Here is a 25,219-nt window from a genome sequence, read left to right as displayed (position 1 = left end):
TGCCTGTCGCAGCGGCACTTGAAGGAAATGTCGGCGAACCGGATTCCTCATTTCGGTGCATGAGCCGGCGCGGGCAGCAGCGGTTGCCCATTCGCAGCGCGCACCGGCGCACCAAATTATCCAATCGGTACACCCCGCGAATCGAGGAACGGTGTGTCGGACGCCTGACGGTTTCCGCGCATCGAGCCGGCACGCGCGGGAGGTGGAATCGAAGAAATGGAATCGAAGGCCGCACACGCGCGATGCACGGCGTCCGTCGAGCCATGCAGGTTGCTCGCTTTGCGGCGTCATCGTGGCCGTGGCCCGTATGCACGGATTCGAGCAGGTCCAGTCGAAATTTGCATGCCGTTTGTGATCGGAATTACGGCCGAATACGTTCGCGACGTACCGTGCCTTTCGCCACGATCGGTCAAGCGCGATCAGGATGGCCGTGCTTGATTCCGCGCGCGGGCTCGCCGGTACCGGTGATACCCGATCGTCTCGCGATCGGGATCAATCCAATCACATTAGTGCGCGAGGATGCAGTCATGGCATCGATTCCCGAACCGTCGACAACCGGTGACACCAACAAACGCAGCTGGCTCGAATCGCACGAAGCCGGCTATCACAAGACCCTCGGCAATCGACAGGTGCAGATGATCGCGATCGGCGGGGCGATCGGCACGGGGCTGTTTCTCGGGGCCGGCGCCCGGCTGCAAGCTGCCGGACCGGCGCTCGCGATCGTCTATCTGGTGTGCGGCGCCTTCTCGTTCCTGATCCTGCGCGCACTCGGCGAACTCGTGATGCATCGCCCCAGCAGCGGCAGCTTCGTGTCGTACGCACGCGAATTCCTCGGCGAAAAGGCCTCGTTCGTCGCCGGCTGGATGTACTTCCTGAACTGGGCGATGACCGGCATCGTCGACATCACCGCGGTCGCGCTCTACATGCATTACTGGGCGCCGTTCGCGGCCGTGCCGCAGTGGATCTTCGCGCTCGCCGCACTCTGCATCGTCGCGACGATGAACCTGATCGGCGTGAAGTGGTTCGCCGAGATGGAGTTCTGGTTCGCGCTGATCAAGGTGGCCGCGATCGTGCTGTTTCTCGTGATCGGCTCCGCGATCCTCGGCACGGGCATGCCTATCGCCGGCCATGACACAGGCCTGCATCTGATTACCGACAACGGCGGGTTCTTTCCGCATGGGCTGATGCCGGCGCTGGTGCTGGTGCAGGGGGTGGTGTTCGCATTCGCCGGCGTCGAACTGGTCGGCACGGCCGCCGGGGAATGCAAGGACGCGCGCAAGGTGCTCCCGCGCGCGATCAACAACGTGATCTGGCGCATCGCGATCTTCTACGTCGCGTCGGTCGTTCTGCTGGTCTGCCTGCTGCCGTGGAGCGCATACAAGGCGGGCCAGAGCCCGTTCGTCACGTTCTTTGGCGCGCTCGGCGTGCCGGGCATCGGCTCGCTGATGAACCTGGTGGTGCTGACGGCGGCGCTGTCGAGCCTGAACTCGGGGCTGTATTCGACCGGACGCGTGTTGCGTTCGCTGTCGATGGGCGGCTCGGCACCGGCATTCCTCGGGCGGATGAGCGCGCAATCCGTGCCGTATGCGGGCATTCTCGTGACGGTCGCGATCTACGTGCTCGGCGTGCTGCTCAACTATCTCGTGCCGTCGAGCGTGTTCGAGATCGTGCTGAACATCGCATCGCTCGGCATCATCAGCACGTGGGGATTCATCGTCGTGTGCCAGATGAAGTTCCGTGCGGCGGTCAGGCGCGGCGAGGTGGACGACGTGTCGTTCAGGATGCCGGGCGCGCCCGTGACATCGTGGCTCACGCTGCTGTTCCTGCTCGGTGTATTGGTCCTGATGGCATTCGACTACCCGAACGGCACGTGGACGATCGCGTCGATCCCGGTGGTCGCGCTGCTGCTCGTGATCGGCTGGAAGTGGCTGAGCAGACGCGCGCGCCGCGCGCTGCTCAAGCCGACGATTCCGTCGGTCACGCTCACGCAGAACGTGCTCGAGAAGGGCAACGACTGAAGCCGCGCCCGGCACGAATCGGCGGCCCTGGCCGACGCGGCTCGTGTGGAGCGCGGCGTGCCGCGGCACGCGTGACGTCAATGATGCGCATACAACCGAGGCGTCGCGGCATGGCTCCGGATCGCAGCCCCCGAGTCGCCCCCCGTCGCCGTTGCAGGCCCGTATCCCGATGCATCGGCCTGCGCCACCGGTTCAGCAGACCGGATGCGCGCCTCGGCCTGCTGGATCGATTGCGGGTAGTGAATGTCCTTGCGGGCCGGGTTGTAACCGGCCTGCTCGGCCTGCACGATCTGGGCGCGAACTTCGGCCCGGGTCGGGCCGCTGCTCGATTGAGCCGCCAACGCGAACGCGGGCGCGATCGCCACGGCCAGCATGATGGTATGGATAGCGAATTTCATGATCTCGACCTCCAGTCAACAGAGCCGGCATTCGAGCACACCTTCGAGCTCACCTCTTGTGCCGTAAGGACAGCATGCTCCGCTCAAGCTGAAGGCAATGTTAACCTCGCGTCGCCGAACGCATCTCGCGCGAAAGCAGGGGCGGACCCGGAAGCGCCGGCCCCGGTCAAGCCCGCGTCGGCAACGTGACGCGAACGCCGAATCCGCCGCCGTTCAACCCGTCGATGTACGTCACGCTCCCGCCGAGTTTGGCCGCGATGCGCGCGACGATGGACAGCCCCAGGCCGCTACCGCTTTCATCGTGATCCGCGCCGCGAAAGAAGCGATCCTGCAGTCGGCACAGATCGTCGTCCGAGACGCCGGGGCCGTCGTCCCGGACCTGGAGGCTGATCGCGCCGGCTTCCTGCCACGACGCGATTTCGATGCATCCCTGCTCGCGACCGTACTTGATCGCATTGTCGACGAGGTTGTCGAGCAAGACGCGCATCAACGTCGACGGCACATGGGCGACGACGGGACCGTCGACGCGCGCTATCAGCGACATCCGCTTGCGATCCGCGCGCGTCTGGTAGTCGCCGATGCAGGTCTGCACCACGCGCGCGAGATCGACGTCCTCGCCGGGCAACTGCACGGTTTCGTCGAGCCGCGCCAGGGCGAGCAGCTGGTCCGCCAGATGCGTGCTGCGGTCGACCCCCTCGACGACCCGTTGCATCGCGCGCCGCTGACGCTCCGGATCGCGCGCCGTGAGCGCGACCTGCGCCTGGACCTTGAGCGCGGCGAGCGGGGTCTTGAGCTCGTGTGCCGCGTCGCTGGTGAACGCGCGTTCGCGATCGAGCGAGCCGCGCAGACGCTTGAGCAGCGTGTTGAGTGCGGCAACCAGCGGCCGCACTTCGTCGGGAATGCCGGTCGTGCCGATGGCATCGAGGCTGTCGGGCGAACGTGCGTCGATCGCGTCGGACAGCGTGCGCAGCGGCGTCAGGCTGCGGCCGATGGCCAGCCAGATCAGCACGGCCAGCACGGGCAACGCGAACGCGAGCGGCCGTGCGACGCGGCGCGCGACCTCCGCGGACAGATCCGAACGGTGCATACGCTGCTCGAAGATGCGCACCGTGCGGCCACGCGCGGCATCGGTCAGCACGTACGCGTGCCACTTCGGATTGCCGAACCGGATCGGGCTCGATGCCGCGGCGGGAAACACCGGCAGATCGAGCGATGCAAGCCCGGGACTCGCGGCCAGGATGCGGCCGCCGGCGTCGCTCACCTGATACAGCATCCGCGGCGATGCATCGTTGTCGCCGTCGTCGTCTTCGGACGAACCGAGCGCGATGTCCGCAAAGACCGGGAGATCGGAGGCATTGAGGGCCGCGAACGCCCGGGCGATCTGCTCGATGCGGGCGTCGTCCCATTCCTCCGCTTCGTGAATCGCCTGGCGATAGCTCGACACCAGCGAGTACGCCCAGACCACCACGACACCCGACAGCACGAGCAAGGTGAGCCGTTGCCGGATCGAGCGCATCACGATGCCTTCTCCACCACGTACCCGACGCCGCGAATCGTCCGGATCAGGTCGGCACCCAGTTTCTTGCGCAGGTTCGACACATGCACTTCGATCGCATTGCTTTCGATTTCTTCGTTCCAGCCGTAGAGGCTGTCCTGGAGGCGCGCGCGAGAGAGCGGGCGACCCTGGTTCGCCAGCAGTTCGACGAGCAACGCGCATTCGCGCGATGTCAGCGCGATCCGTTCGGTGCCGCGCGTCACCGTCATCAGCGCGGGATCGACCGACATGTCGCCGTATTCGATCGTGTCGGTGCCGCGCCCCTGCGAGCGGCGCATCAGCGCCCGGCAGCGGGCGATCAGCTCGGTCAGGTCGAACGGCTTGCCGAGGTAGTCGTCGGCGCCCGCGCTCAAGCCGCTCACGCGGTCGGCCACCGTGTCGCGCGCGGTCATCACCAGCACCGGCGTATGGTCGCGCCGCTTGCGAAGCCAGTCCAGCAACTCGACCCCGGACATGCGAGGCAGGCCGAGATCGAGCACGACGAGGTCGTATGGCGTGGTCTCGAGCGCGAGCTGGGCATGCCTGCCGTCGTGCGCCCAGTCGACCGTCATGCCGGCGTCGATCAGGCCGTCTTCCACCCCGCTTCCGATCAGCTTGTCGTCTTCGACGAGTAACACCCGCATGGCGTCGCGTTCCTGTTGGTTCCGGACATGGCGTCCCTTGCCGCACGATAACCGCAGGCGCGGGCGGCCATCAAGCCGGGCACGGAAAAATCCGGGCCTTAAGAATCCGTTAACGTCGGCGCCATAAGGTCGCGGTCACCGACACTCGCAATCGAATCGATGACCATGAACAGCCTGTCGTTCCGACTCCGTTTCTGCGCAGCGCTGGGTGTGCTGCTTTCCGTGGCTGCCGCGCCGGCCTGCGCCGGCGAGATCAAGACGCTGATGAGGGACATGAAGCACGCGATGCAAGGTGCGATGAACAGCCGGACGATTCCGGAGATGAACGGATATGTGACCCGGCTCGAAAACGATGCGCAGCAGGCAAGCCGCCAGCGCTATCGCGACGACCAGCCGACCTACGACGAAGGCATGCGCACATTGCGCGACGAATTGACCGCCGTCGACCGTGCGATTCAGGCCAACGACCTGCCGGCTGCCAAGCAGGCGTTGCGACGGATCAACGGCACGAAAAAGCACTATCACGACCTGCTCGGCTAACCGCGGCCGGCCACGCTTTCGCCACTGAACAGGTATTCCCGTCATGAAAAACGTTACCCGCTACCCGCTGTCGATCAGCCTGCTGCACTGGCTGCTGGCCGCCGCGCTGATCGGCAACCTGATCGTCGGCTTGCTGCTGGACGACAACGAGGGCCTCGTCGACCTGCACAAGTCGATCGGCATCGCCATCCTCGGGCTCGCGGCGATCCGTATCGTCAATCGGCTGCGCATGCGTCGCCGGCTGCCGCCGTCGATCAATCCGGCCGGCACGCTGAACCATGTCGCGGAACGCAGCGTCCACGGGCTGCTCTATGTGCTGATGCTCGCCATTCCCGTGCTCGGCTGGATGAAGACGAATGCGGCCGGGCACACGGCCAGCTGCTTCGGGCTCTTCTCGCTGCCGACCCTGGTGCCCCGGAGTCGCGAACTGTCGCACTGGCTGGGAGAACTGCACGCGCTGACGGCGTATGGGCTCGCCGCGCTGGTCGGCTTGCACGTTCTTGGCGCGCTGGCGCATCGGCTGATCCACACGGAAAACATACTCCCGCGCATCCTGCCCTGGCCGACGAGGGCAGCTCGGCGCCAGGCCCGGATGGAAGATGCGAGCTAAACCGGGAGGTGCCGGTATCTCCTCCCGGCTTTCGACTGCGACGTGACTACCGCGCGATGGGGAGCGTGACGCGATCGGGGCCGCGCTGCGAAAGGTCCTTGCTGCCGCATCGCAGCGCTTCTCGATCGCATCGATTCGGTTACCGCAACGCCAGCGGTTTCATTGCAACGCCCACGACGTGCGAGCGCCAGATTCCGCACTTTGCGGCCACGGGAATCCAGGCGCCACGGGGTCGCAGGCGTGCTGAAGCACGAACGGTCACCGTCGAATCCACGAGCGGCCCGCTGCCCGGGCGATCCTCGAGCCCGCGAAACGCGCGCACCTTGGCCCTCAGCAACCGGACGTCGGGCGCGAGAAACATGTCGTACTTCGCCGACGTTCGAATCCATCGGTCGATTTCGGCGACGCAATTGATGACGACCGGGCGAACGTTGATGCGCGCCAGGTAGCGATAATCGTCGGGAATCGCATCGTCGGCGCTCGATCGCGCCGCATAGGCGAACAGAAGCATCGACGAGGCAAGAAAAATCAGAAGGCCCTTCATGAGTGAAGACGAACGAGGTGAGTGATGTCCGACACCGTGGAACGATGCGTCTCAAAAGTCATCGATGGTCGGCCGGGAAATAGCGTGTCGACAACGCTTCGTACAGCGGCGGCGCGAAGAAGCGCGACACGCGGCTGGCAATCAGCGCCGTGGCCATCAGCGAGATCACGAGCGCGTGGCCGTTGATCATCTCGATGACGATCACGAACGCCGTGATCGGACTCTGCGTGACCGCTGCCAGATAGCCGACCATGCCGAGCGCGATCAGCATCTGCAGCTGCATCCCCGAGAACAGGATGTGCAGCGTGTTGCCGATTCCGGCACCGATCGCCAGCGACGGCGCAAACAGGCCGCCCGGTGCGCCGGGCAGATATGACCCGATCATCGAAACCATCTTGAATACCGGATACAGGATGCTGACGTCCGTGTGGCTCTCGAGCATGCCCCGGGCTTCCGCATAGCCGCTGCCGAACGTATGGCCGTGGGTCACGACGCCGACGAACGCGACGACCAGCCCGCAGGCCGCACCGAACAGAATCGGCTGGCCCGCACGAAAATCCTGGAGCGCGTGCGGCATCCAGCGTCGCGTGTTGAGCAACAGCCAGCAGAAGATGCCGCCCATGACGCCCGCGATCGCGCCGATGAGCACGACCGCAAGCGCCAGCGACTGAGGCAGGTGCGCGCCGACGTCGATCGTGCCGAAATAGACGTAGTTGCCCTGGATGCCGAGCGACACGATACCGGCGAAGATGATCGCCGTGATGAGCACGCCGCTCGTTCGTTGCTCGAAGCTGCGCGTGAGTTCCTCGATCGCGAACACCACGCCGGCGAGCGGCGCATTGAAGGCAGCGGAAAGCCCCGCTGCCGCGCCCGCAAGCGCCAGCCGGTGCTCGAGCACGCCAGGCCGTATCGCGCGAAACCGCTGCGGATAGAACCTCCGCAGATTGAACATGAGTGCGGCACCCACGTGAATCGTCGGGCCTTCGCGACCGATCGTGAACCCGCCGAGCATGGCCAGGAACGAGACCAGGATCTTGCCGATCAGGATCCGCAGCTTGAGCAATCGCGCACCGGCGTTGCCCGGTGCATGCAGCATTGCAATCACTTGCGGAATGCCGCTGCCCTCCGCACCATCGAAGAATCGCCGTGTCAGCCAGACGGTCAGCGCACCGATGATCGGCGTGACGATCAGCGGCAGCCATGCGTGGCGGGCGGCGTAACCCAGAAACACCCCGTAGCCGAAATCGATCAGCTTCGCATAGAGCACCGCCACGAGGCCCACGGCCACCGCACCCAGCCAGAACACGCCGTAGTGAAGCCACAGACGCCGCGCGTGCAGTATCGCGCGGCGATCTGCGAGCGCGGAAATGCGAATCATCGGTCTCTCCCTACCCGCTCGTCAGCCAGTTTGAATATTGAAGGACTTCCAGATCGTTCGGATTCGCACCGGCGGCGGCTTCATGCCGAACGCGATCGCGCGCCATGCCGCAACCACCCCGGCACGCATCGGAAACACCGTGTGCCCGCGCATGCCCGGCGCGAAGGCCGCTGCGAGCGACGCGGTCGCGCGCGGTTCGGGCGCATTCATGCGGGAAGACACGATGGACGACCGGAACATCGTTGACGCGATTGACCGAACAGACCTGAGAACAGATAAAAAAACCCGGCTGGGCAGCCGGGTTCAAGAAGCTCGCCCCGGCCTTTCGTAACGGAACGACCGGACGTCGAGTTCAGTGAGCTGATGAAGCACATCTGAATCCACGATTTTGCAGAATTTCCGCATCGTAACATGCCAACTAGTCATGATGTGACATTTCTCCCGCGCTGCTCGATGTGATCGTTATTCGTCTTCACGTGACCACGGAAATCTTTCGAATCACCGTCGGACGATTTACACAATCCCGTCACTTGCCGAAATGGAGCGGCGCAGTTCACTGCGCTTGAGGCGGTGTCGGTATCGCGCGTTCCGTTGAGCTTCAACCCATTCCGTTCGATTGAACGGCCCCTTCGAGACACCGGTGATGAAAGGATCGATGCGATATGCAGGAGACCGCACCCGATGCGGGCCAAGTCAACGCCGTGGCTCGCATGGTGCATGTATCAGTCGTTATCGGTGACGTCCTGGAATGCCCAGCCGAACGACTGGATTTCCGACTTGTGCAATGCCGCAACCTTGCGCAAGCAATCTGCCCCTTTTTCCGTCAGGTGAATCTCCACCTGCCTTCGGTCCTGCTCGCTCGTCTGGCGCCGGACGAGCCCGGCCGCTTCGCAGCGCGTGACGAGCGCCACCGTGCCATGCGAGGACGCCTGCAGCCGCTCGGCAATCTCGCCCACGGTCGCCCACGAGCGGTCCGGAAACGCACAGGTGTGCAGCATCAGCATGTACTGCAACGGCGTCAGCCCCTCGGCACGCAGGATTTCCTCCGAGAAACGCAGAAAACGCCGCAGCCGGTAGCGAAATTCGGACAACTGCTCGAGGTCGTGTTTCGTCGCGCCTGCACCGGCCTTTCGATTGCTTGCTGCCATCACGAACTCCGGGAGTTTTCTGGAATCATGTCATCGCGTGACCTAAAATACAGGCGCGCGGAACGGGTAGTGCAAAGTGCTTTCATCTGTCGCTGCTCCGGTTGCTGCGTGGATTGGCCCCATCAACCTGAATCGGTGAGGAGAAGTGGACGGCATTCCGATACCGCTGCTGATCGCCCTGGTCGTCGTACAGCCCGGTCATTCGACAAGCTCACATGCGGGAACGGCCAGCCACGTCGTTGTCCCGGCGCGAAATATACTGCATGTGAGCAACCCGCTCGCGTCGCCGAGCGTCATGCCGAGCGCGCGCCATCCGGCGGCAAGCGACTCGAATTACGCCCCGGTCTATATCCCCAGCGTGACGTATCACCCCGACGGCTGGGGCATGCACTCCAGGTTGGCAGGCGATCGATTCCGGTGGTAATCGCCGGGCGCCGCCTGGCACACATTCATCGGGGCAAGTTCTTGCGCCTCGCGTCTTCCCGTCTGGCTCGACGCGCTGAAATCGGCGCGACGCGATCGATCCATCATTTTTTCCGGCATCGCGAAGGCGACTGTGCTTGACGAAGGTCAAGCAGGACACGACCGTCCGTGCGAAAAATGACCGTGTGCGCGACCGTCGGTTGCCGCCGGGAGACCTTCATGACCACCAGCACCTCACCCCGCCAGGCAGTCCCCGCTCCCCAGCGGGTACTGATCGCCATCGACGGTTCCACCGCATCCGACCATGCGCTCGTGTATGCCCGATGCTTCATTCCATCGAATGCCTCGGTACACATCGTCAGCGTTGCGGAAAATCCGCGCACACTCGTCCCGCTCGGATCGAAAACCATGGCATTTCTCGAATCGGCTCGCGACGAGTTGCTTCGGGATGCAAGCGACTTGCTGTCGCGCGCCAAGGATGCAATGAAGCGCGACGATCTCACCATCGATACGGAAGTCATCGACCTGTCCACGCACGGCGGGAATGTCGCGCACGCGCTGGCCGACAGTGCGCAAGCGCGGCAGGCCGAACTCCTGATCGTCGGCGCGCGTCAGCATCATGGCTTGCTCAGATGGATCGAAGGCACGGTTTCCGGCCCGCTCGGCACACTCGCTCGGTGTCCGCTGCTCATCGTTCCGGAAGGTTTCTCGTCGGTTGCCGAACACCTGCCGCGGCGGATGCTGTTTGCCGTCGACGGCAGTCCTGCCGCGTTCCGCGCGTTGCGAACCGGGTTGACCTTCTCGAGGCCCGACACCGAACTGCGTGCGATATACGTCCTTGAACGCCCTGTCTCGTTGGGGGATTTCGTCCCTGTCGAGACGCTGGAATCGGCATTGACCAGCGACGGCAATCATGTGCTGCAAAAAGCCATGACCGTACTCGACGGCGTAGCCGGACACGCCCAATCGGAATTGATTCGAACCGGCCGGAATGGCGCCGACGTTTCGCACGTCATCGTGCGCGACGCTATCGAATGGAGCGCGGACATGATTGTCATGGGCGCCCATGGACGGCGAGGCGCCACGGGCTGGGTGGTCGGCAGCGTTGCCGCACGCGTTGCGCGCATCACGAAAACGCCGGTTCTGCTCGTGAGCACGCCGCATGCATGACGTTTCGTCGTCACGCATCCGTTCCCACCGCGTGGAACAGTTCCTCCTCCTGCGCGCAATGCAGGCGCACGATGGCTTCCAGCCCGTACAGCAAGCGCTGCATCGCCTGCACCTGCATGGCGTTCGGTGCGTCGTGCGGCATGTCCGCGGCCATCTGCCTGAGTGACCGGACCATCCTGAAGATCTCCCGGTGTGCGCCGCTCATCGCGGCAAGCGGATCCTCGCCACCGAGCAGCGGGGCGAGACGCGCGTAGACGTCCCGATCGTCGGCACGTTCGTGCGGCAGCAGCCGTTCGTCGAGCGAATCGATCAAGCGGGCAAGCTCGCCGGTCAGGGTTGCCGCGGACAGTTGCGGCATGCGATCCGCGAGATCCCTGATCTGGTCCAGCAACGGTGACAATGCCGCGTGCTCGCGCTTGAGTTGCTCGACGTCCACATCGGTCAGCCGGGCGTCCGTCGTCTTCGGGCGAACCAGCAGCACGCGCAACGCGTTGACGATGACGACGACGTCGATGACCTCCTGGATCACCGCGCCGGCAATCGGCTGCAGGAATCCCGCCGCCGCGATCGTCATGGCGGCAACCGACATCGACATGCCGGCCACCACGCTCTCGAGCGCGATGCGGCGCGAGCGTCGTGCGATGCGCATCGCGTCCACGAGGCGATCCAGCCGATCGACCAGCAACACCACGTCGGCGGCTTCCGATGACGCGGCCGCCCCGCGCGCGCCCATCGCGATGCCGACATCGGCCGCCGCCAGCGCCGGCGCATCGTTCACACCGTCGCCGACCATGATCGTCACGCCCTCCTTGCGGGCTGCCTGGATCGCGGTGAGCTTGTCCGCCGGCGTTTGCTCGGCGCGCACGTCGGTCACGCCGAGCAGCTCGCCGACGGCCTGGGCAATCTCGCGCCGGTCTCCGGTCAGCATGACGAGGCGCTCGACCCCTTCGCGTTTCAGAAGCCGCAATGCTCGCGGCGTTTCCAGCCGCAGCTGGTCGGCCATCTGGATCGCGCCGATCATCACACCATCCACGCCGACGAACACGGCAGCCCCGCCCTCGCTGCCGACCCGCCTCAGGAACGCGTCGCTCCAGCGCGCAGTCGTCGAGCAGGCAGCGGCGACGTATCCGAACTTGCCGATCGCGACCGTCCGGTTGTCGACCCGGCCGGTCACGCCTTCGCCGGCCGCTTCCTTGACGGCCGACGGCAGCGACAGATTGATCCGGCGCTCTCGTGCAGCGACCGTCAGCGCATCCGAAATGACATGGCCCGAAGCCTGAGCCAACGACGCCGCGAAGCGCAGCACATCGTCCGTTGCGACGTTCGCGCCGCATTCGATTGCGACGATACGCGCACGCCCGCCCGTCAGCGTCCCGGTCTTGTCGAAGAAGAGAATCGTCGCTTGCGCAAGGCGCTCCAGCGCACCGCCGCCCTTGACCAGCACGCCGCGTTTCGAGCAACGTGACATGCCTGACACGATGGCGACCGGAACCGCGAGAAGCAACGGGCAAGGCGTGGCCACGACGAGCACGGCAAGCGCGCGGGCGACGTCGCCGGTCAGCAGCCAGGACACCCCCGCGACGAGCAGCGAAACGAGCACGAAGAACCCGGCGTAGCGATCCGCGAGGCGCACGGACGGACTGCGCTCGTGCTGCGCGCGCTCGACCATGCGTACGATGCCGGCAAACGTGCTGTCGCCTGCCGTCGTACGGGCGACCATTTCGAACGGCGCGCCGGCGTTGACCACGCCGCTGCATGCGCTTTCTCCGGCACGTCGCCGCTGGGTGGCCGACTCGCCCGTCAGCATGGATTCGTCGAGTTCGGCGTCATCGGTCAACGTACCGTCGACCGGCACGAATTCGCCGCTTCGCACGAGGAGCCGGTCGCCTGGAAGGATGGCTTCCGGCGCAACGGGGCGCCATTCGCCGCTCTCGAACCGGGTTGCCTGCCGAGGGGCGCGGCCGAGCAGCGCGGTCATTTCGCGTTGCGCGCGATGTTGCGCATACTGCTCCAGCGCCCGCCCGCTTGCGAGCATCAACGCAATCACCGCGGCAGTCAGCGTCTCGTCGAGCGCGATCGCCAGCTCGATCGCAAGCCATGCGAGCACATCGATGCCAGCCTGACGCTTGGCCAGGGCCCGGGCAAGCGATACCGTCAACGCGAGCAAGACCGGCACCGTACCCGATAGCCAGACGATGCGCGCGAGCGAAGGCAGCCCGAACGCAACGCACACGCCTCCCCCCGCGAGCGCGACGGCCGCCAGGATCAGCAACGCGAGATCGATCGACCAGCGGATTCGGGACATGACGATTTTTCCGATCACCGTGCGCGGGCATACTCGCTGCATCCGGTCCCCGTTGACAGACGGCGTGGCACCAGACCAGTCTAGGAAACGCGGCAATTCGACCGTTGACATGGGTCAGGCGAAAGGCATCCCTATGAAATGCCGATGCGGCGCCTTGCTTGACGTGAGTCAAGCCGCCGCCCCCTTTCCTCAGCAAAATCGAAACGTGACACCGGATGGCCTGGAGCCGATATCGTGCTGACGTTGGCTGTGCTGTTTTTGCTGATTCTTCTGCTGAATCTCATACCCGCGTTCGCCCCGCCTACCTGGATGGCGATGTCGTGGGTGGGATTCAATCTGCCGGAAGGAAATCCGCTGATCTTCGCCATCGTCGCGGCCGGTGCGGCGACAACCGGCCGCGTTATCCTGGCGACCTTCTCGAGATCGCTCGTCCGCTCGCGCTGGATGCGGGAATCGGATCGCGAGAATATCGACGTTGCCACACGCTGGCTGAGCAAGCACCGTACGCTGACCGCCGGCGCATTCTTCTTCTATGCGTTGAGCCCGCTTCCGTCGAACTATCTGTTCATCGCGTATGGTCTTTCCGGGTTGCCGCTGAGAATCATCGCCGCCGCGTTCTTCGTCGGCCGCGTAACGACCTATGCGATCTGGACACATCTCGGCCGTTTTGCGTCGACCCGGCTCGACGTGGAGTCCGAACTGGAAGGCACTTACTTCGGTGGATACTTCATCGTCACCCAACTGGTCCTGCTCGGCTTCGTCTTCGCGTTGATGAAGCTCGACTGGGGCGCTCTCGTCAACGAACGTCGATTGACGTTCCGGCGCGGCCATCATCCGCGCGGCACCGAATGACGCCAGCGTGCGCGACGTTCCGAGCCGGCACGTCGCGTTTTTCCTGCCTACTCGCGTCGAATCGCTGCTGCGACTTCAGCGCGCGTTTCGCGCCGGTGCGGATCGGCATGCGTCATCACGTTCAGGACACGGTGATGCCGCATCACGCGTGCGCGCGCGTTCACCGCGATGTCATGCCCTTGCGCAACGGTGAGATCGGCGTCGATGTCGAGGTGCACGTCCGCGAGGATGAGAGCGCCGGTCTTGCGTGTGCGCAGGTCGTGTACGTCAAGCACGCCCGGTGTGGCGAGCAGCGTCGCACGGATCGCCTGAACGTCCTCGGCGTCGGCCGCCCGATCCATCAGGTCATGCAACGCGTCCCAACCGAACGTGGCGCCCATCTTCACGATCATCCGGCCGACGATCAGTGCCGCGTAGGGAATCAGGCCGGCGCTCCCCGCCGCAACACGAGACGCACGATGATGCACGGTACAGTCGACAGCGATGTGATGGCCGGCACGTATTTCGATGGTATGGGCGGCTATCCGGCGGCACTTGATCTCACGCAAAGGACCTGCCGACCTTCCGTGTACCGTTGAATGCATGCAAACGGCTGGGAGAGTGCCATGTTCCGTGCGAATACCTTCACTGCTGCGTGTGTGGTCGGTGTCGCGATCGCGATGACGGCCGGTCTGGCCGACGCCCAGCCTCGCCCGCCTGCTCAAGGCCCCGCCGCCGGGTCGGGAGGCATGATTTACGGCAGTCAGCTGATGACGCCGGCCGAGCGGACCGAATACCGTACGCGGATGCTCGCGGCAGCGTCGGACGCAGAGCGCGAGAAAATCCGCGCAGAACATCATGCCGAGATGCAAAAGCGTGCGAAAGCGCGCGGAATCAAACTCCCCGACATGCCACCCATGCGCGGCATGCATCGCGGGCAAGGGATGGGGATGGGGCCCGGCTACATGCGCGGCCAGCCCGGCGGCCCCGCGAGCGGCGCTGCTGGCCAGTGATCGCACGGTGCGGCGCGCTCGCTGCCGGACGCCGCACCGTTCGCCGCCGACCGTTCTCGCGGGCGCCTGCCATGCGTCGACAGTGGATTGTCGTATCGGTCATGCGCATGATGTCTAGTTGGCAACAACTTTCAAGTTGACGATTTTGTCGGCAGGCAGACAGTACTCGTCCAGTATGGATTGGCCTCACCCTTGAAATTGCTCCGTGAACAAGAGGAGACCGTTCTTTTGTTGCGACACAGCAAAACGGAGTCGTCAGCATCGAAACTGTTTGATGTGGTGAACAGTTGGCATTAGGTCCGTGCCCACTTCGGGCAACCCGCGCTTGCATTCGCTGCCCTCCCTTTCTAGTATGCGGAATCGAGGCCCATCCCGGGCGCCCGTTTAGTGAGGAAATCCATGCAGCCTCGGTCGGCGGCACCTTACTATGTCGTGGTGCTCGGCGTCCTCATCGCCTTTGCACTGATGTGCCTGTGCGTTTTGCAATTGCGCCAGAGCCGCCAGGACGCGCTTGATCGCGCAAGCGAAACCTCGCGCAATCTTGGTCTGATGGCAGAAAGAGATATCGAGCGCAATTTTGAGCTCTACGACCTGTCGTTGCAGTCAGCAATTCGAGGACTGCAACGCCCCGATGTGATGGCCGCCTCCCCAGCCTTGCGGCGAGCCGTGCTGTTTGACTACGCCATGACCGCCCAATACATTGGCTCGATGCTTGTGCTGGACGCAGCCGGCGACATCGTCCTCGACTCGGAAAATGACGTACCACGCAAGGGCAATTTCGCCGATCGGAAGTACTTCACGGTCCAGCGCGATCACCCCGATACCGGGCTCTATGTCAGCGATCCTTATGTATCGCGCCTACGCGGAGGCATCCGCAGTTTCGCGTTGTCGCGACGTCTGTCGAACGCCGACGGCTCATTTGCCGGCATCGTGGTGCTCACGATCAATCTCGAGTATTTCAACAGGTTGTTCGCTGGCCTCGCGCTCGGCACCCATGGTTCGATGTCCCTGATCGGCAAGGATGGAATCATGTTCATGCGTCAGCCGTTCGACGTGCGCATTATCGGACGCGACATCAGCCAAGCCGTGACTTTCCGGCGTTTCCGGGCCGCGCCGGAGGGCACGTTTTCGGAAACGGCGTCGATCGATGGTGTGCGGCGGCACTACTATTTCAAGAACCTGCCGGATCTGCCGTTGATCATCATGGTGGCTGAAGCCGAGCAGGACATCTATGCGGCGTGGCGGCAGCGCGCGATCACAATCGGCTCACTGGTGGCCGCATTCGGTACTGGATCCATCGCTCTGTCGATCTTGCTCAGTGTCCAGTTGCGGCGCCGGATGCGGGCAGAATCCGAACTGGTTCTGTTAGCGCGCATTGATGGCCTTACCGGACTCGACAATCGCCGCACGTTCGGGGAGGTCCTCGAACAGGAATGGCACCGTGCGCGTCGAGCGCGCTCCGTGTTTTCACTGCTGTTCGTCGATATTGACCGCTTCAAGGCGTACAACGACACCTATGGTCACCAGGCTGGTGATGACGCGCTAGCCGCGGTCGCACGGTGCATCGGCGAGAACATTCGCCTCCCGAACGACCGCGCGGCCCGCTACGGGGGGGAAGAGTTCGTCATTCTGCTACCCGACACGTCACCTGCGAACGCAGCACTTATCGCTGAAAGAATTCGCACCGCGATCAGTGACTTGATGATCGAACACGTGAGCAGCGAATTCGGGCACGTGACGGCCAGCATCGGTCTAGCCAGCTGGACGCCAGAACAGGATGTCGAAGTGGGGGCTGTGATCAAGGCGGCCGATGAGGCGTTGTACCACGCGAAGGCAATCGGCCGAAACAAGGTTACCGCCGTCCCGTCCCGATCGACGTTCGCCATGTGATTTTGCGCCAGTCTCGGCGATGTCCCACCGGTGGCCGATGCTTGAGTTTGCCGGCCGGATTGTCGCCGTCTTCGTGCACCGGAGTGCCGGCAACCGGTACGCCGAGGATGCTGATCCGGAACATCGGCCCCTTGTTTTCCGTACGTTTTACAGGGGTATCCGGATCGGGATGCGACAAGGGTTTGCGGTCCGATCCCAATACAAATTTCAATTGATTCAATCACTTCCCGACGGGCCTCTTTGATGCCCCGGCTTTCCACTACCCGCGACCAGCCAACGTGGGTTAATGATGGAAAAACGGGGCAACGCCGGTGGCCGGCGTTCTTCCGTTTTTGCAATGGGGTACCAAACGCTGTCGAATGGTTGCCGGAAGTCCGCCGGCGGTCACCCATTGTGATTTACTTCCGTGCCCCGACTAAACTGAAATGAGTAGCGAACGGAGCACCGGTTCGACGCGCGCTCACGGGGGCGCAGGCCGGCGCTAAGCAGCCATGAGCACGAAATCCGACTTGCCTGTTTGGCCGCCGCGCGAGCACGGCACGGGGCGAGCGTTTGGACTGGCGGTGGCGCTGCACGTCCTGCTGGCGGCGATGGTGATTTCCAGCGCGGTCCTGTCGCACCACCACACCCCCACTGGCTCGGGCACGGTGATTAACGCGCCCGGCATGCCGTTGCCGTCGACCACGTCGGCCCAGCATACGGCCAACCCGGCGTCGGCATCACGCGCGTGGATTCCGTCTACCGAACTTGGAACCGTGAACGTGCGGGTGCCCGTTGCGCGCCATCATCGGATCAACATCAAACCCCAGCGTCTAAAGGCGCCAGCCTTGCGGATCGGCGTGATCGCAGCCCGCCGGACCCGGTTGCCGAACGCCGCGACCGTTGCTACGCAAGCAGACGGTGAAATGGAACGGGAACGCGCCGCGCGGCTCGCCGCACTGCAGGACATCGCCCGCGGGCCTCTGCTGAAGACTGGCGTTGCTGCGTCGCGGGACTATGCAAATACGGTAGCCCTTCGGGTGCGCGCCAACGTCGTCGCGCCGTTCGAGATTCCAGGCAATCCATCTACCGTCATCGCTGTCACGTGCGCACCCAGCGGAGCGCTGCTCAGTGTCAGGGTGCAACGTTCCAGCGGTAACCCGCAGTGGGACAGTGCCGTGCTGGCCGCAGTCGAGAAGTCGGACCCGATGCCACGGGATATCGACGGCGCGACGCCGGTGAGCATCGTTCTCACGTTTCAGCCGAAGGGCTGACGGATACGCGCAGGCGGTCGGCCGGATGGCTGCGCCGGCCGCTTCTCGCCAAGCCTGGTTCGCTCGGTCTAGCCAAGCCGTAGCGCCGCTTCGACCGGTATCTTCAGTTGATCCAGAAGCAGCGCAAACCCGATCGCGGTCATTGCTACGGCTCCCACGAGCGACCACGGTAACGTGGCCATCAGCATACCTGACAGTACGAGCACCGAGACGATCGTGATGTCAATCGCGGATGACAGCAGCAGCCACCGGCTCGGCCGCGAATGCCAGAGATGGCCAGGCTCGCGCAATACATAAAGAACCGCCTGATTGCCGAAGGCGATCGCGACGCCGGCTCTGTGTTCCTGAACGATGCCGAGTACAGCGTTGAATACGAGCAGTGCGCCGACAACAGCCGCTTCGATGTAAGCACCCATGCCAATCTGCAACACGATGGCCGCTTCCAGCAGCCAAGGCACCGGTGCCCAGAACTTGGGCAACAGCACACGCCAGTATGGCGCCGCCTGTTCGTGGATTGTGTTCGATCCGAATTTTTTCGCGCGCTCGCGCACTTCGGTAGTCGACAGTCCGGCAGTCGATTCCGGCGTCACAGTCTCTTCCATGGACGAGGCACCTTCCATACCGCGCTACCCAGGGTCAAACTGCGGAGGGGGACACGGTGACATGCGGCATGCGCTACTCGCCTCTCTGTCGAGCCGGCATCACTGTCAGCTCAGCGAGAGCGCTTCAATGATGGCCATTTGTGTCTCCACAAGACAAGCGGGAACCAGGTGATCGGTTCAATCACGGCGGTTTGATCGACAGCCTCCGGGACGGGCCACGGTCAGATCGACTTGCCTCAGCGGTGCGGCGTCAGTAGGGCACCCCCTCTTCAATGGGAAGTGAGCGGTCACGGGACCACTCGTTCCAGGAACCGAGGTATAGCCGCACGTTCCTGATGCCGGCTTCCTCGAGGGCAACGAACGTTGTGGACGCCCGCGCGCCCTTGAAGCAGAAAACGACGACCGGCGTATCCTTGCGAATCCCGACTGTCGCGCATTCCGCAAGAATCTCTGCTGGAGACTTGAACATCTGCCCGCTGGGTGTCGGCTTCAGCATCCGGTACCACTCAAGCCACACCGAGCCTGGAATGCGACCTTTTCGCGGGCAAAAGTCCTTGCCGTACGGAGATGAGCTTTCGCCAATCCACTCGTCGACGTCCCGCACATCGAGTTTCACCACGTGTGGGTCGGCGACCGCTGCCTTCATCTCGTTCAGGTCCACCAGAATGCTGTCTCCTTCGGTAGCGACAGGGAACCTGACGGGCTTCGGTGCCGGTACGTCAGTCGTGCTCGGCAGCGCCGCTGCGCGCCAGGCGCTGAACCCGCCGTGGAGTACCTTGATTTTGTCTCTCGGATAACCAAGATAGCGAAGCAGCATATAACCCCGGCAGGACTGTCCAAAACCGGTTGTCATGGACTGCTCATAGACAACCGCGGTTTCGCTCCCCGACAACCCGGCCTTGCCGAAGGCGTCGGTGAAGGTCTCGCGCAACGCCGCTACGCCTTGCGGCGTCGACATCGCCTGATACGTGAATATCTCGTGGATATTGACTGCACCGGGCAAGTGGGCTTCCGCGTAATTGGCGGCGTCTCTCGTGTCGATGAGCACCACCGGCGTCGTTTTCATGAGTTCCGCCAGGTCGGCGGCGGAAATGAGGACTCTTTCATGCATGGCAAGCCTCACGGGTTGATGACAAAACACACCTCTGCGTAGCTGTTTTCGCGACTCGCGACGGTCGACTGCGGAAAGAACATGGTCGCGTTCAGCGCATCGACGTCGATGTCAGTCAATCGCGAATACCGGGAAACCCCGTTGGCACAGGTCAACGGTTGTCGATCATCACGACCCGCGATCCGGTCGAGTCGGCGGGTTTCCGGTCAGGACAACGCGGGTCCCGTCACGCGCGATGAATCCGTCCCGCTCAAGTCGGGCCAAGGTGCGATACAGGGTCTCGTGTGCGATCCCAAGCGCGCGTGCCCACTGCATCAGCGACCCCGGCACCGTGAATATGCCGCGGGCGTCGCCTTCGAGTCGCAGGCAATGCAGGATGCGCTCGCGCGGTGATCTCAGCGTCAGGCGCTCGGCGCGTGCACGGGACTGCATCAACTGCCGGGACAGGAGCCGGATCCAGTCGATCGCAAAGGTCGAATCGAGCCGCAGAGACGCCAGCACTATTTGGACAGGCAGAACCAGCAACTGACTGGCGACCGGGCAAACACCGTCGCAGTGGTATCGCGCGCTGAAGAGACTCGCTTCCGCCACAAAATCGCCGGGCCCGGCGCTCTGCAGCGTGATGGACTCGCCGCCGGCTTCGTCACGCCGCAACAACACCCGGCCGGCCCGAACCTGGTAGACGGCCTGCACCGGTTGTTCGCGACGGAAGACCGTGGTGTTGGCGTCGAATTGGCGCAGCTTTGCGGCGAGACGCAATGCCTCGGGCCAGGAGGGTGGAAGATCTGCAACGTGGGCGTCGATAGCTAGTTCAGGCGTGTCCACAGCGGGCCTCGTGACCGCGGACCCGCTATTCGGGTGTGGTGCCGGCCGCATGGTGATGCCTCGTGTTCGCGCTATGCCCCGCCATCGCGTCGTGGCCATGGTCGGACAGTTGTGCGTCAAACCACTGGTGCAGCGCGGTGACCAGCCGGGGCTGATCGGTCCGATAGGCGATTTCGCCGCCGTTGTGCAGGTCGCGATAGGTGATTGTCAGCTCGCCCGGCTTCGCCGCACGAAGCGCCGCCAGGCCCGGCATGGCCTTGCCGTGGATCTGCTCCGGTCCCGCGAAGTCGCCAGCGGCGAACTGCTGTGCGACCATCGCCAGGTGCTGGCGGATCAACCCGGCCTGTTGGGGATCGTCTCGCTTGGTCACGACCTGCTGGACGCCGCCATCCGCGGTCTTGGTGAAGATATGGGTGGTGGCTGCCAGCGAAAACGGCATGACGTCGGCGCCCCGTTGCGCGACCGCCTTCTCGCGCGCAGTCGTGTCGGCAGCGGCGGATGAAGCGAGGCTGCAGGCAGCAAGGGAAGCGGCGAGCAAAAGCGCAGCTGTGCGTGCCATGAATGTCTCCAGTTTCGAATTCAGCCGCAGTCTAGCGCTGCGTTCTGCCGCGCACTATGACTGGAATCATAGCTCGCGAACCGGCGTATCCGGTGCGCACCACGCTTGCCAACGCAAAGGCAGTGTCGCACGGAGGCCTACTCCGGCTGACGCAACCGAACCGGCGTGTTCTCCGCAATCTGGCGGCCGTCGCGCCTTTCGCGAGGAAGCCTCCCATGCCGGGCAACCTGAACTGGATACGCATCGTCGCCATCGCGGTATTGCTGGTTTCCGCCTTTGCAGCCGACAAATTCGCAATGCCGACGCATCATTGCCACGTATCGACTGCGGCGGCCCGAACTCAGTACAGCAGGAACGCCGCCCGCTCGCGCACGAACGCAGCATCCTGCGCAGCGACGACACGTTCGATGTCGTCGAGCGAGCGCCCTGCTTCCAGCATGTCGGCCACTTCGCGCGAGCCGACCGACGCACGTATCGCATCGATCCGGAACTGCGCCGGATAACGACGGTGCAATGCCAGCGCGAGCGCCAGCCCGATCTCGCCGGGCCGCGTCGCGCCGGGCAGCCGTTCGATGCGCACCCCTTCGCACAGCCTGCCGCGATACGGCCCCTCCGCGGGCGCGAAGCGAACCGGCGAGAACGTCGCGTCGAGCCGCATCGCGCGCAGATCGTCCGCGAGGATGCGCGCGTCGATCCACGGCGCGCCGACCACGCCGAACGGCATCGCGGTGCCGCGCCCGACACTGACCGCCGCCCCCTCGACGAGCCCCGTCTCCGGATAGCGCGACAGCGCGGCGCCATCGCGCAGGTTCGGCGACGGCGGCACCCACCCGAGTCCGGTGTCGTCGAAGCGCATCGCGCGCACGTAGTTCGCCATCGGCACCACACCGAGCGCCGCACCGATATGCAGCCGGTCGTTGAACAACCGGGCCAGTTCGCCGAGCGTCATGCCGGGCTCGAGCGGCAGCGGGTAATAGCCGGTGAACGTCGCCGGCCCGGCATCCGCCACGGGGCCGCCGAACGCATCGCCGCCCAGCGGGTCCGGACGGTCGAGCACGATCACGGGAAGATGGGCGGCGGCGCCGGCCTCGAGCGCATGGCCGAGCGTGGCGAGGTACGTGAAGAAGCGGACGCCCGCGTCCTGCAGGTCGATCACCAGCACGTCGACATCGGCGAGCAGTGCGGGCGCGATCGTGCGGCGCTCGCCGTAGAGGCTGTGAACGACCACGCCGGTCGCCGCGTCGACGGTGTCGCCGAACGTCTCGTCGACGTCGGTGCTAAGCCCGTGCTCGGGCGCGAACAGCGCGACGAGCCGTGCGCCCGGCGCGTGCGCGAGCAGGTCGGCCGTGCGCCGGCCGAGCCGATCGAAGCCGCTGCGGTTCGTGACGAGCGCAATGCGCTTGCCGGCCACGGCCGCGAAGCCGCTCGCCGCCAGCACGTCGATGCCAGCCAGCACCGGCCCGCGCGATGCCGGCAACCGCACGGCCTGCGCGACGGCCGCCGCCATCGCGGGTACGCGCGTCGCAATCCGCGACGGCGTCACCGGCGCGGCCTCGCTCGATACGATCCCGAGCACGAGCGCACGCAATGGCATCGCCGTGCCGGTTTCGTCGGGATACAACCGGCTCGTCAGCACGATCGCGAAGCGGCGCGTCGCGGGATCGATCCAGAGCGCCGTGCCCGTGTAGCCGAGGTGTTGCAGCGCGCCGACCGGCGGCAGCCGGTAGCGGTTCGCGACGAGCGGCGGCCCGACCGCCCAGCCGGGCGTGTGCAGCTCGCCCTCGGCGTCGAGCGTGGCCGGTGTCTCGAGCGCGGCGACGCTGCGCATCGTCAGCACGCGCGCCGGGCCGAGTGCGCCGCCGTTCAGCAGCATGCGCGCGAAGCGCGCCAGATCGTCGGCGCTCGCGAACAGGCCCGCATTGCCGGCAACGCCACCCATGGCCGCCGCGATGGGGTCATGCACGCTGCCGCGGAGCAGACGGCCATCGCGAACGACGGTGGGTGCGACGCGCGCGAGCAGCCGGCCCGTCGGCCGGAACAGGGTGCTCGCCATCCCGAGCGGCCCGAACACGTGTTCCGCGCACCACGCGTCGAGCGGCCGGTGCGACACGCGCCGGACGATCTCGCCGAGTGCCACGTAATTGACGTCGCTGTAGCGCACCCGTGTGCCGGGCGACGCGACGGGCGCCATCGCGACGATGTCGGCAAGCACGGCGGCGCGGCTGCGCAGCGCGCGGGACGACGACACGCCGGCCGGCAGCCCCGACACGTGTGCGAGCAACTGGCGGATCGTGATGCTGCCCTTGCCGTGCACGCCGAACGCGGGCCAGTAGCCTGCAGCCGGCACGTCGAGGCTCAACATGCCGCGCTCCGCGAGCTGCATGATCGCGACCGCCGTCGCCACCGGCTTGGTCAGCGACGCGAGATCGAAGACGGTATCGGCCGTCATCGGCTCGGCGTGCTCGCCCGTCACGCGCAAGCCGCGCGCGACACGCACGCGCACGCCGTCGGCGTCGCCTGTCACGACCACCGCGCCGGCAAGATGCCCGTCCGCGATCTCGGCGGCGATTGCTTCATCGATCGCGGCGGCCTGCCGCGGTGCCATGGCCGCTTCGGGTTCCGCCCGCGCACCGGCCGATGCAAGCGCGACCAGCAGCGCGCCGGCCAGCGCGGCAGCGCAGCGCACGGCCGCCTCGCCGGCCCTGCCAGAACGCACGGCTAGCGGGCCGGCCGCTACTGCGGTGCGGGACACGCCGCGCACAGACGCATCGCGCCGTGCCGGTCGGGGTCATGCCAGGAAAAGCGCACATCGACGCCCCCTCGCGCCGGGACGACGACGCGCCGGACTTCCTGGACGGCCCTGTCGTGCGCCGATACGCTATATCGCCCCGGCGGCACGCGTGCGAACAGGAACGGGCCGTTCGTGTGCACGTCGAGCATCGTCGACTTGCCGGACGACAGCGTCACGTCGACATCGGAAAGATAGTGGCCGGACTTCGACGCGAACGTGATCCGCAGGTTGTATCGAGGGGCGACGTCGCGAAACGCGATGATCTCGTCCTGGCCAATTCCACCGGTGATGTACGCGATACCGTTGCGCTCGACAGGCTCGGGCGACGTCTGCGCCAGCGCGCTCGCACCGATGTTCAGCACGCAGGTTGCCAGCAGCAGCATCTTCACGGTTCCGGTCCACATCTTCACTCTCCTGATTGAGCACGCATGGCTGCAATGCCGCCCGTCCGATCGCGGAACGTGTTGCGTGCGATGCCGTCGCGCGTTTGCATCGGCGACGATGCCAGCGTCGCGCGGAACGTCGATTTCCCGTTGACTCAAGTCAAGCGCGTTCCTGTCGAAGCCGGACAAAACCGGACGGAACGCCCGCGCGACGGTGATCGCGCCCCGACTGCCGGTGCGCCCGGACACGCCCGGACGCGCCTGGAATCGGGCGGAACCGGGCGAAAGCGGCATCCGTGCGGCGCGATGTCCGTGATCGCTGTCAGCCGATATTGCATGGGTCGTCAGAAATTTCCGACACGGCCGCCCGACGTCGGACAGCAAGCTCAGGCCTCGCTGATTGTTCCGCTCGGCCCCGCCACCAATACTGGAGACGTGACAGGACGCAACGCATTTCGCGGTCGGGGAGCGGTTCTTCCGCCCCGCCGCCGCAGGACCGAGGAGCTGGCGATGATTGATCCGACCGCAGCGCACGCCGACGACGCCAACCTGGATGGCGAACCGCCGGTCGGCGCCCACCTCGTGACCCGCCGCCCCGGCTACCTGCATCACGGGATCTACATCGGCGACGGCAACGTGATTCACTACGCGGGGTGGTCGCGCCATCTGAGCGGCGGCCCTGTCGAGGTCGTCACCCTCGACGGCTTCCGCGCCGGTTTCGAGCTCGCGGTGATCCGCCACACGCGCACGCTGTACGACGGCACGGAGGCCGCACGCCGCGCGGCATCGCGCCTCGGCGAATGCCGCTACCGGCTTCTGACGAACAATTGCGAGCACTTCTGCCTGTGGTGCCTGTTCGGCGTCGGAAGGAGCGAGCAGGTCGCGTCGTGTCTGCGCAATCCCGCGCACGGCGTCGCGGTCGTCGTCATGCTGATCGCTTGCGTGCTGGTCGCACGGGTGCATCCGGCGATGGTCGAGCGGGAATACCCGGCCGGGTGCACGGCCTAGCATCGCCCGAACCGCCGCTGCTCACCGCCCGTCACCGGCGGCCGCGCAAGACGGCACGCGCATACCCCCAACGTTTCGCCTGCGCGATCGCAATGCGGATCGCGCTGCCCTCGGTACGCCCCTGCCGCAACAACGCGTTGGCAATCTCGATCGCCTTGCCGCGAACCGGCGGCGGCAGATTCCGCATCGACGGCGGATAACGTTCGTCGTTCCATGGCATGGTCGATTCGTCCCGGACAGG

At 65.1% G+C, this 25,219-nt stretch carries 24 protein-coding genes; 9 read left to right on the top strand and 15 right to left on the bottom strand.

Annotation, left to right across the window (positions count from 1 at the left end):
- Positions 1-527: 527 nt before the first annotated feature.
- The gene (gene ansP, locus AC1Z3W_RS17335; protein ID WP_124833536.1) at positions 528-2,018 is read left to right on the top strand and encodes an L-asparagine permease; all 1,491 of its coding nucleotides are present in this window, start codon (positions 528-530) and stop codon (positions 2,016-2,018) included.
- Between the two features lie 77 nt (positions 2,019-2,095).
- Here ansP and AC1Z3W_RS17330 read toward each other — a convergent pair whose 3' ends face one another.
- The 3 genes from AC1Z3W_RS17330 to AC1Z3W_RS17320 all read right to left on the bottom strand — a co-directional run bounded on the left by AC1Z3W_RS17330 (position 2,096) and on the right by AC1Z3W_RS17320 (position 4,594).
- Positions 2,096-2,416: a DUF4148 domain-containing protein gene (locus tag AC1Z3W_RS17330; protein WP_063124308.1), complete on the bottom strand. Its 321-nt coding sequence runs from the start codon at positions 2,414-2,416 to the stop codon at positions 2,096-2,098.
- 166 nt (positions 2,417-2,582) lie between these two features.
- Positions 2,583-3,932: an ATP-binding protein gene (locus AC1Z3W_RS17325; RefSeq protein WP_483508329.1), complete on the bottom strand. Its 1,350-nt coding sequence runs from the start codon at positions 3,930-3,932 to the stop codon at positions 2,583-2,585.
- A complete protein-coding gene (locus AC1Z3W_RS17320) occupies positions 3,932-4,594 on the bottom strand; it encodes a response regulator (RefSeq protein WP_057926911.1) in 663 nt (220 codons plus the stop codon). Before AC1Z3W_RS17320 ends, AC1Z3W_RS17325 begins: the two co-directional genes overlap by 1 nt.
- Positions 4,595-4,753: 159 nt before the next feature.
- Between AC1Z3W_RS17320 and AC1Z3W_RS17315 the strand changes: the two genes are divergently transcribed.
- Both AC1Z3W_RS17315 and AC1Z3W_RS17310 read left to right on the top strand, forming a co-directional pair.
- Positions 4,754-5,134: a cytochrome b562 gene (locus AC1Z3W_RS17315; protein WP_242431821.1), complete on the top strand. Its 381-nt coding sequence runs from the start codon at positions 4,754-4,756 to the stop codon at positions 5,132-5,134.
- A 43-nt stretch (positions 5,135-5,177) separates the two neighbouring features.
- Positions 5,178-5,744 carry a cytochrome b gene (locus tag AC1Z3W_RS17310; RefSeq protein ID WP_124833533.1) on the top strand — a complete coding sequence of 189 codons (567 nt, stop codon included), beginning with the start codon at positions 5,178-5,180 and terminating at the stop codon, positions 5,742-5,744.
- Positions 5,745-5,883: 139 nt separating this feature from the next.
- Here AC1Z3W_RS17310 and AC1Z3W_RS17305 read toward each other — a convergent pair whose 3' ends face one another.
- Complete coding sequence (locus AC1Z3W_RS17305) at positions 5,884-6,288, bottom strand: BspC domain-containing protein (RefSeq protein WP_057926914.1); 405 nt, start codon at positions 6,286-6,288, stop codon at positions 5,884-5,886.
- A 58-nt stretch (positions 6,289-6,346) separates the two neighbouring features.
- Positions 6,347-7,666: a chloride channel protein gene (locus AC1Z3W_RS17300; RefSeq protein ID WP_124833532.1), complete on the bottom strand. Its 1,320-nt coding sequence runs from the start codon at positions 7,664-7,666 to the stop codon at positions 6,347-6,349.
- A 37-nt stretch (positions 7,667-7,703) separates the two neighbouring features.
- Here AC1Z3W_RS17300 and AC1Z3W_RS17295 point away from each other — a divergent pair, with 37 nt between their 5' ends.
- Complete coding sequence (locus AC1Z3W_RS17295; protein ID WP_483508089.1) at positions 7,704-7,997, top strand: hypothetical protein; 294 nt, start codon at positions 7,704-7,706, stop codon at positions 7,995-7,997.
- A 391-nt stretch (positions 7,998-8,388) separates the two neighbouring features.
- Here AC1Z3W_RS17295 and AC1Z3W_RS17290 read toward each other — a convergent pair whose 3' ends face one another.
- Positions 8,389-8,814 (bottom strand): MarR family winged helix-turn-helix transcriptional regulator, encoded by a 426-nt coding sequence (locus AC1Z3W_RS17290; RefSeq protein ID WP_483508088.1) that lies wholly within the window; start codon positions 8,812-8,814, stop codon positions 8,389-8,391.
- Positions 8,815-9,456: 642 nt separating this feature from the next.
- On the opposite strand from AC1Z3W_RS17290, the gene AC1Z3W_RS17285 reads away from it, so the two are divergent.
- On the top strand, positions 9,457-10,407 hold the full coding sequence (locus AC1Z3W_RS17285; protein WP_483508087.1) for a universal stress protein: 951 nt from the start codon (positions 9,457-9,459) through the stop codon (positions 10,405-10,407).
- 10 nt (positions 10,408-10,417) lie between these two features.
- On the opposite strand, the gene AC1Z3W_RS17280 is transcribed toward AC1Z3W_RS17285, so the two are convergent.
- Positions 10,418-12,712: a heavy metal translocating P-type ATPase gene (locus AC1Z3W_RS17280; protein WP_483508086.1), complete on the bottom strand. Its 2,295-nt coding sequence runs from the start codon at positions 12,710-12,712 to the stop codon at positions 10,418-10,420.
- Between the two features lie 234 nt (positions 12,713-12,946).
- Here AC1Z3W_RS17280 and AC1Z3W_RS17275 point away from each other — a divergent pair, with 234 nt between their 5' ends.
- Positions 12,947-13,564: a hypothetical protein gene (locus AC1Z3W_RS17275; protein ID WP_175825153.1), complete on the top strand. Its 618-nt coding sequence runs from the start codon at positions 12,947-12,949 to the stop codon at positions 13,562-13,564.
- 47 nt (positions 13,565-13,611) lie between these two features.
- Here AC1Z3W_RS17275 and AC1Z3W_RS17270 read toward each other — a convergent pair whose 3' ends face one another.
- Positions 13,612-14,562 carry a cation diffusion facilitator family transporter gene (locus AC1Z3W_RS17270; protein ID WP_483508085.1) on the bottom strand — a complete coding sequence of 317 codons (951 nt, stop codon included), beginning with the start codon at positions 14,560-14,562 and terminating at the stop codon, positions 13,612-13,614.
- 393 nt (positions 14,563-14,955) lie between these two features.
- Between AC1Z3W_RS17270 and AC1Z3W_RS17265 the strand changes: the two genes are divergently transcribed.
- Both AC1Z3W_RS17265 and AC1Z3W_RS17260 read left to right on the top strand, forming a co-directional pair.
- Positions 14,956-16,446, top strand: coding sequence for a sensor domain-containing diguanylate cyclase (locus tag AC1Z3W_RS17265; RefSeq protein WP_124833526.1), 1,491 nt, complete (start codon positions 14,956-14,958; stop codon positions 16,444-16,446).
- A gap of 491 nt (positions 16,447-16,937) precedes the next feature.
- The gene (locus AC1Z3W_RS17260; protein WP_483508084.1) at positions 16,938-17,699 is read left to right on the top strand and encodes an energy transducer TonB; all 762 of its coding nucleotides are present in this window, start codon (positions 16,938-16,940) and stop codon (positions 17,697-17,699) included.
- Positions 17,700-17,767: 68 nt separating this feature from the next.
- Here AC1Z3W_RS17260 and AC1Z3W_RS17255 read toward each other — a convergent pair whose 3' ends face one another.
- The 6 genes from AC1Z3W_RS17255 to AC1Z3W_RS17230 all read right to left on the bottom strand — a co-directional run bounded on the left by AC1Z3W_RS17255 (position 17,768) and on the right by AC1Z3W_RS17230 (position 23,991).
- Positions 17,768-18,301, bottom strand: coding sequence for a cation-transporting P-type ATPase (locus AC1Z3W_RS17255; RefSeq protein WP_483508083.1), 534 nt, complete (start codon positions 18,299-18,301; stop codon positions 17,768-17,770).
- A 250-nt stretch (positions 18,302-18,551) separates the two neighbouring features.
- Positions 18,552-19,412 carry a sulfurtransferase gene (locus AC1Z3W_RS17250; RefSeq protein ID WP_483508082.1) on the bottom strand — a complete coding sequence of 287 codons (861 nt, stop codon included), beginning with the start codon at positions 19,410-19,412 and terminating at the stop codon, positions 18,552-18,554.
- 168 nt (positions 19,413-19,580) lie between these two features.
- Entirely contained in the window at positions 19,581-20,237 is a 657-nt protein-coding gene (locus tag AC1Z3W_RS17245; RefSeq protein ID WP_483508080.1) for a Crp/Fnr family transcriptional regulator, read from the bottom strand.
- 25 nt (positions 20,238-20,262) lie between these two features.
- Positions 20,263-20,796, bottom strand: coding sequence for an aspartate carbamoyltransferase (locus AC1Z3W_RS17240; protein ID WP_124833521.1), 534 nt, complete (start codon positions 20,794-20,796; stop codon positions 20,263-20,265).
- A 340-nt stretch (positions 20,797-21,136) separates the two neighbouring features.
- Complete coding sequence (locus tag AC1Z3W_RS17235; RefSeq protein ID WP_483508328.1) at positions 21,137-23,401, bottom strand: exo-beta-N-acetylmuramidase NamZ domain-containing protein; 2,265 nt, start codon at positions 23,399-23,401, stop codon at positions 21,137-21,139.
- Positions 23,402-23,529: 128 nt separating this feature from the next.
- Entirely contained in the window at positions 23,530-23,991 is a 462-nt protein-coding gene (locus tag AC1Z3W_RS17230; protein ID WP_124833520.1) for a carboxypeptidase regulatory-like domain-containing protein, read from the bottom strand.
- A 489-nt stretch (positions 23,992-24,480) separates the two neighbouring features.
- Between AC1Z3W_RS17230 and AC1Z3W_RS17225 the strand changes: the two genes are divergently transcribed.
- Entirely contained in the window at positions 24,481-24,978 is a 498-nt protein-coding gene (locus AC1Z3W_RS17225) for a lecithin retinol acyltransferase family protein (RefSeq protein WP_124833519.1), read from the top strand.
- A gap of 31 nt (positions 24,979-25,009) precedes the next feature.
- On the opposite strand, the gene AC1Z3W_RS17220 is transcribed toward AC1Z3W_RS17225, so the two are convergent.
- Positions 25,010-25,198, bottom strand: a complete 189-nt coding sequence (locus AC1Z3W_RS17220) for a DUF2188 domain-containing protein (protein WP_124833518.1) — start codon at positions 25,196-25,198, stop codon at positions 25,010-25,012.
- Between the last annotated feature and the right edge of the window lie 21 nt (positions 25,199-25,219).

The sequence above is a fragment of the Burkholderia sp. 10_S31 genome (genome assembly GCF_056930375.1).
This window is presented reverse-complemented; position numbering and strand designations above follow the sequence as displayed.

Bases quoted from the DNA above. Each gene is read 5' to 3' on its own strand.
- ansP (WP_124833536.1), top strand. From the start codon at position 528: ATGGCATCGATTCCCGAACCGTCGACAACCGGTGACACCAACAAACGC.
- AC1Z3W_RS17330 (WP_063124308.1), bottom strand. From the start codon at position 2,416: ATGAAATTCGCTATCCATACCATCATGCTGGCCGTGGCGATCGCGCCC.
- AC1Z3W_RS17325 (WP_483508329.1), bottom strand. From the start codon at position 3,932: ATGCGCTCGATCCGGCAACGGCTCACCTTGCTCGTGCTGTCGGGTGTC.
- AC1Z3W_RS17320 (WP_057926911.1), bottom strand. From the start codon at position 4,594: ATGCGGGTGTTACTCGTCGAAGACGACAAGCTGATCGGAAGCGGGGTG.
- AC1Z3W_RS17315 (WP_242431821.1), top strand. From the start codon at position 4,754: ATGACCATGAACAGCCTGTCGTTCCGACTCCGTTTCTGCGCAGCGCTG.
- AC1Z3W_RS17310 (WP_124833533.1), top strand. From the start codon at position 5,178: ATGAAAAACGTTACCCGCTACCCGCTGTCGATCAGCCTGCTGCACTGG.
- AC1Z3W_RS17305 (WP_057926914.1), bottom strand. From the start codon at position 6,288: ATGAAGGGCCTTCTGATTTTTCTTGCCTCGTCGATGCTTCTGTTCGCC.
- AC1Z3W_RS17300 (WP_124833532.1), bottom strand. From the start codon at position 7,666: ATGATTCGCATTTCCGCGCTCGCAGATCGCCGCGCGATACTGCACGCG.
- AC1Z3W_RS17290 (WP_483508088.1), bottom strand. From the start codon at position 8,814: ATGGCAGCAAGCAATCGAAAGGCCGGTGCAGGCGCGACGAAACACGAC.
- AC1Z3W_RS17285 (WP_483508087.1), top strand. From the start codon at position 9,457: ATGACCACCAGCACCTCACCCCGCCAGGCAGTCCCCGCTCCCCAGCGG.
- AC1Z3W_RS17280 (WP_483508086.1), bottom strand. From the start codon at position 12,712: ATGTCCCGAATCCGCTGGTCGATCGATCTCGCGTTGCTGATCCTGGCG.
- AC1Z3W_RS17265 (WP_124833526.1), top strand. From the start codon at position 14,956: ATGCAGCCTCGGTCGGCGGCACCTTACTATGTCGTGGTGCTCGGCGTC.
- AC1Z3W_RS17260 (WP_483508084.1), top strand. From the start codon at position 16,938: ATGAGCACGAAATCCGACTTGCCTGTTTGGCCGCCGCGCGAGCACGGC.
- AC1Z3W_RS17255 (WP_483508083.1), bottom strand. From the start codon at position 18,301: ATGGAAGAGACTGTGACGCCGGAATCGACTGCCGGACTGTCGACTACC.
- AC1Z3W_RS17250 (WP_483508082.1), bottom strand. From the start codon at position 19,412: ATGCATGAAAGAGTCCTCATTTCCGCCGCCGACCTGGCGGAACTCATG.
- AC1Z3W_RS17240 (WP_124833521.1), bottom strand. From the start codon at position 20,796: ATGGCACGCACAGCTGCGCTTTTGCTCGCCGCTTCCCTTGCTGCCTGC.
- AC1Z3W_RS17235 (WP_483508328.1), bottom strand. From the start codon at position 23,401: ATGGCACCGCGGCAGGCCGCCGCGATCGATGAAGCAATCGCCGCCGAG.
- AC1Z3W_RS17230 (WP_124833520.1), bottom strand. From the start codon at position 23,991: ATGTGGACCGGAACCGTGAAGATGCTGCTGCTGGCAACCTGCGTGCTG.
- AC1Z3W_RS17225 (WP_124833519.1), top strand. From the start codon at position 24,481: ATGATTGATCCGACCGCAGCGCACGCCGACGACGCCAACCTGGATGGC.
- AC1Z3W_RS17220 (WP_124833518.1), bottom strand. From the start codon at position 25,198: ATGCCATGGAACGACGAACGTTATCCGCCGTCGATGCGGAATCTGCCG.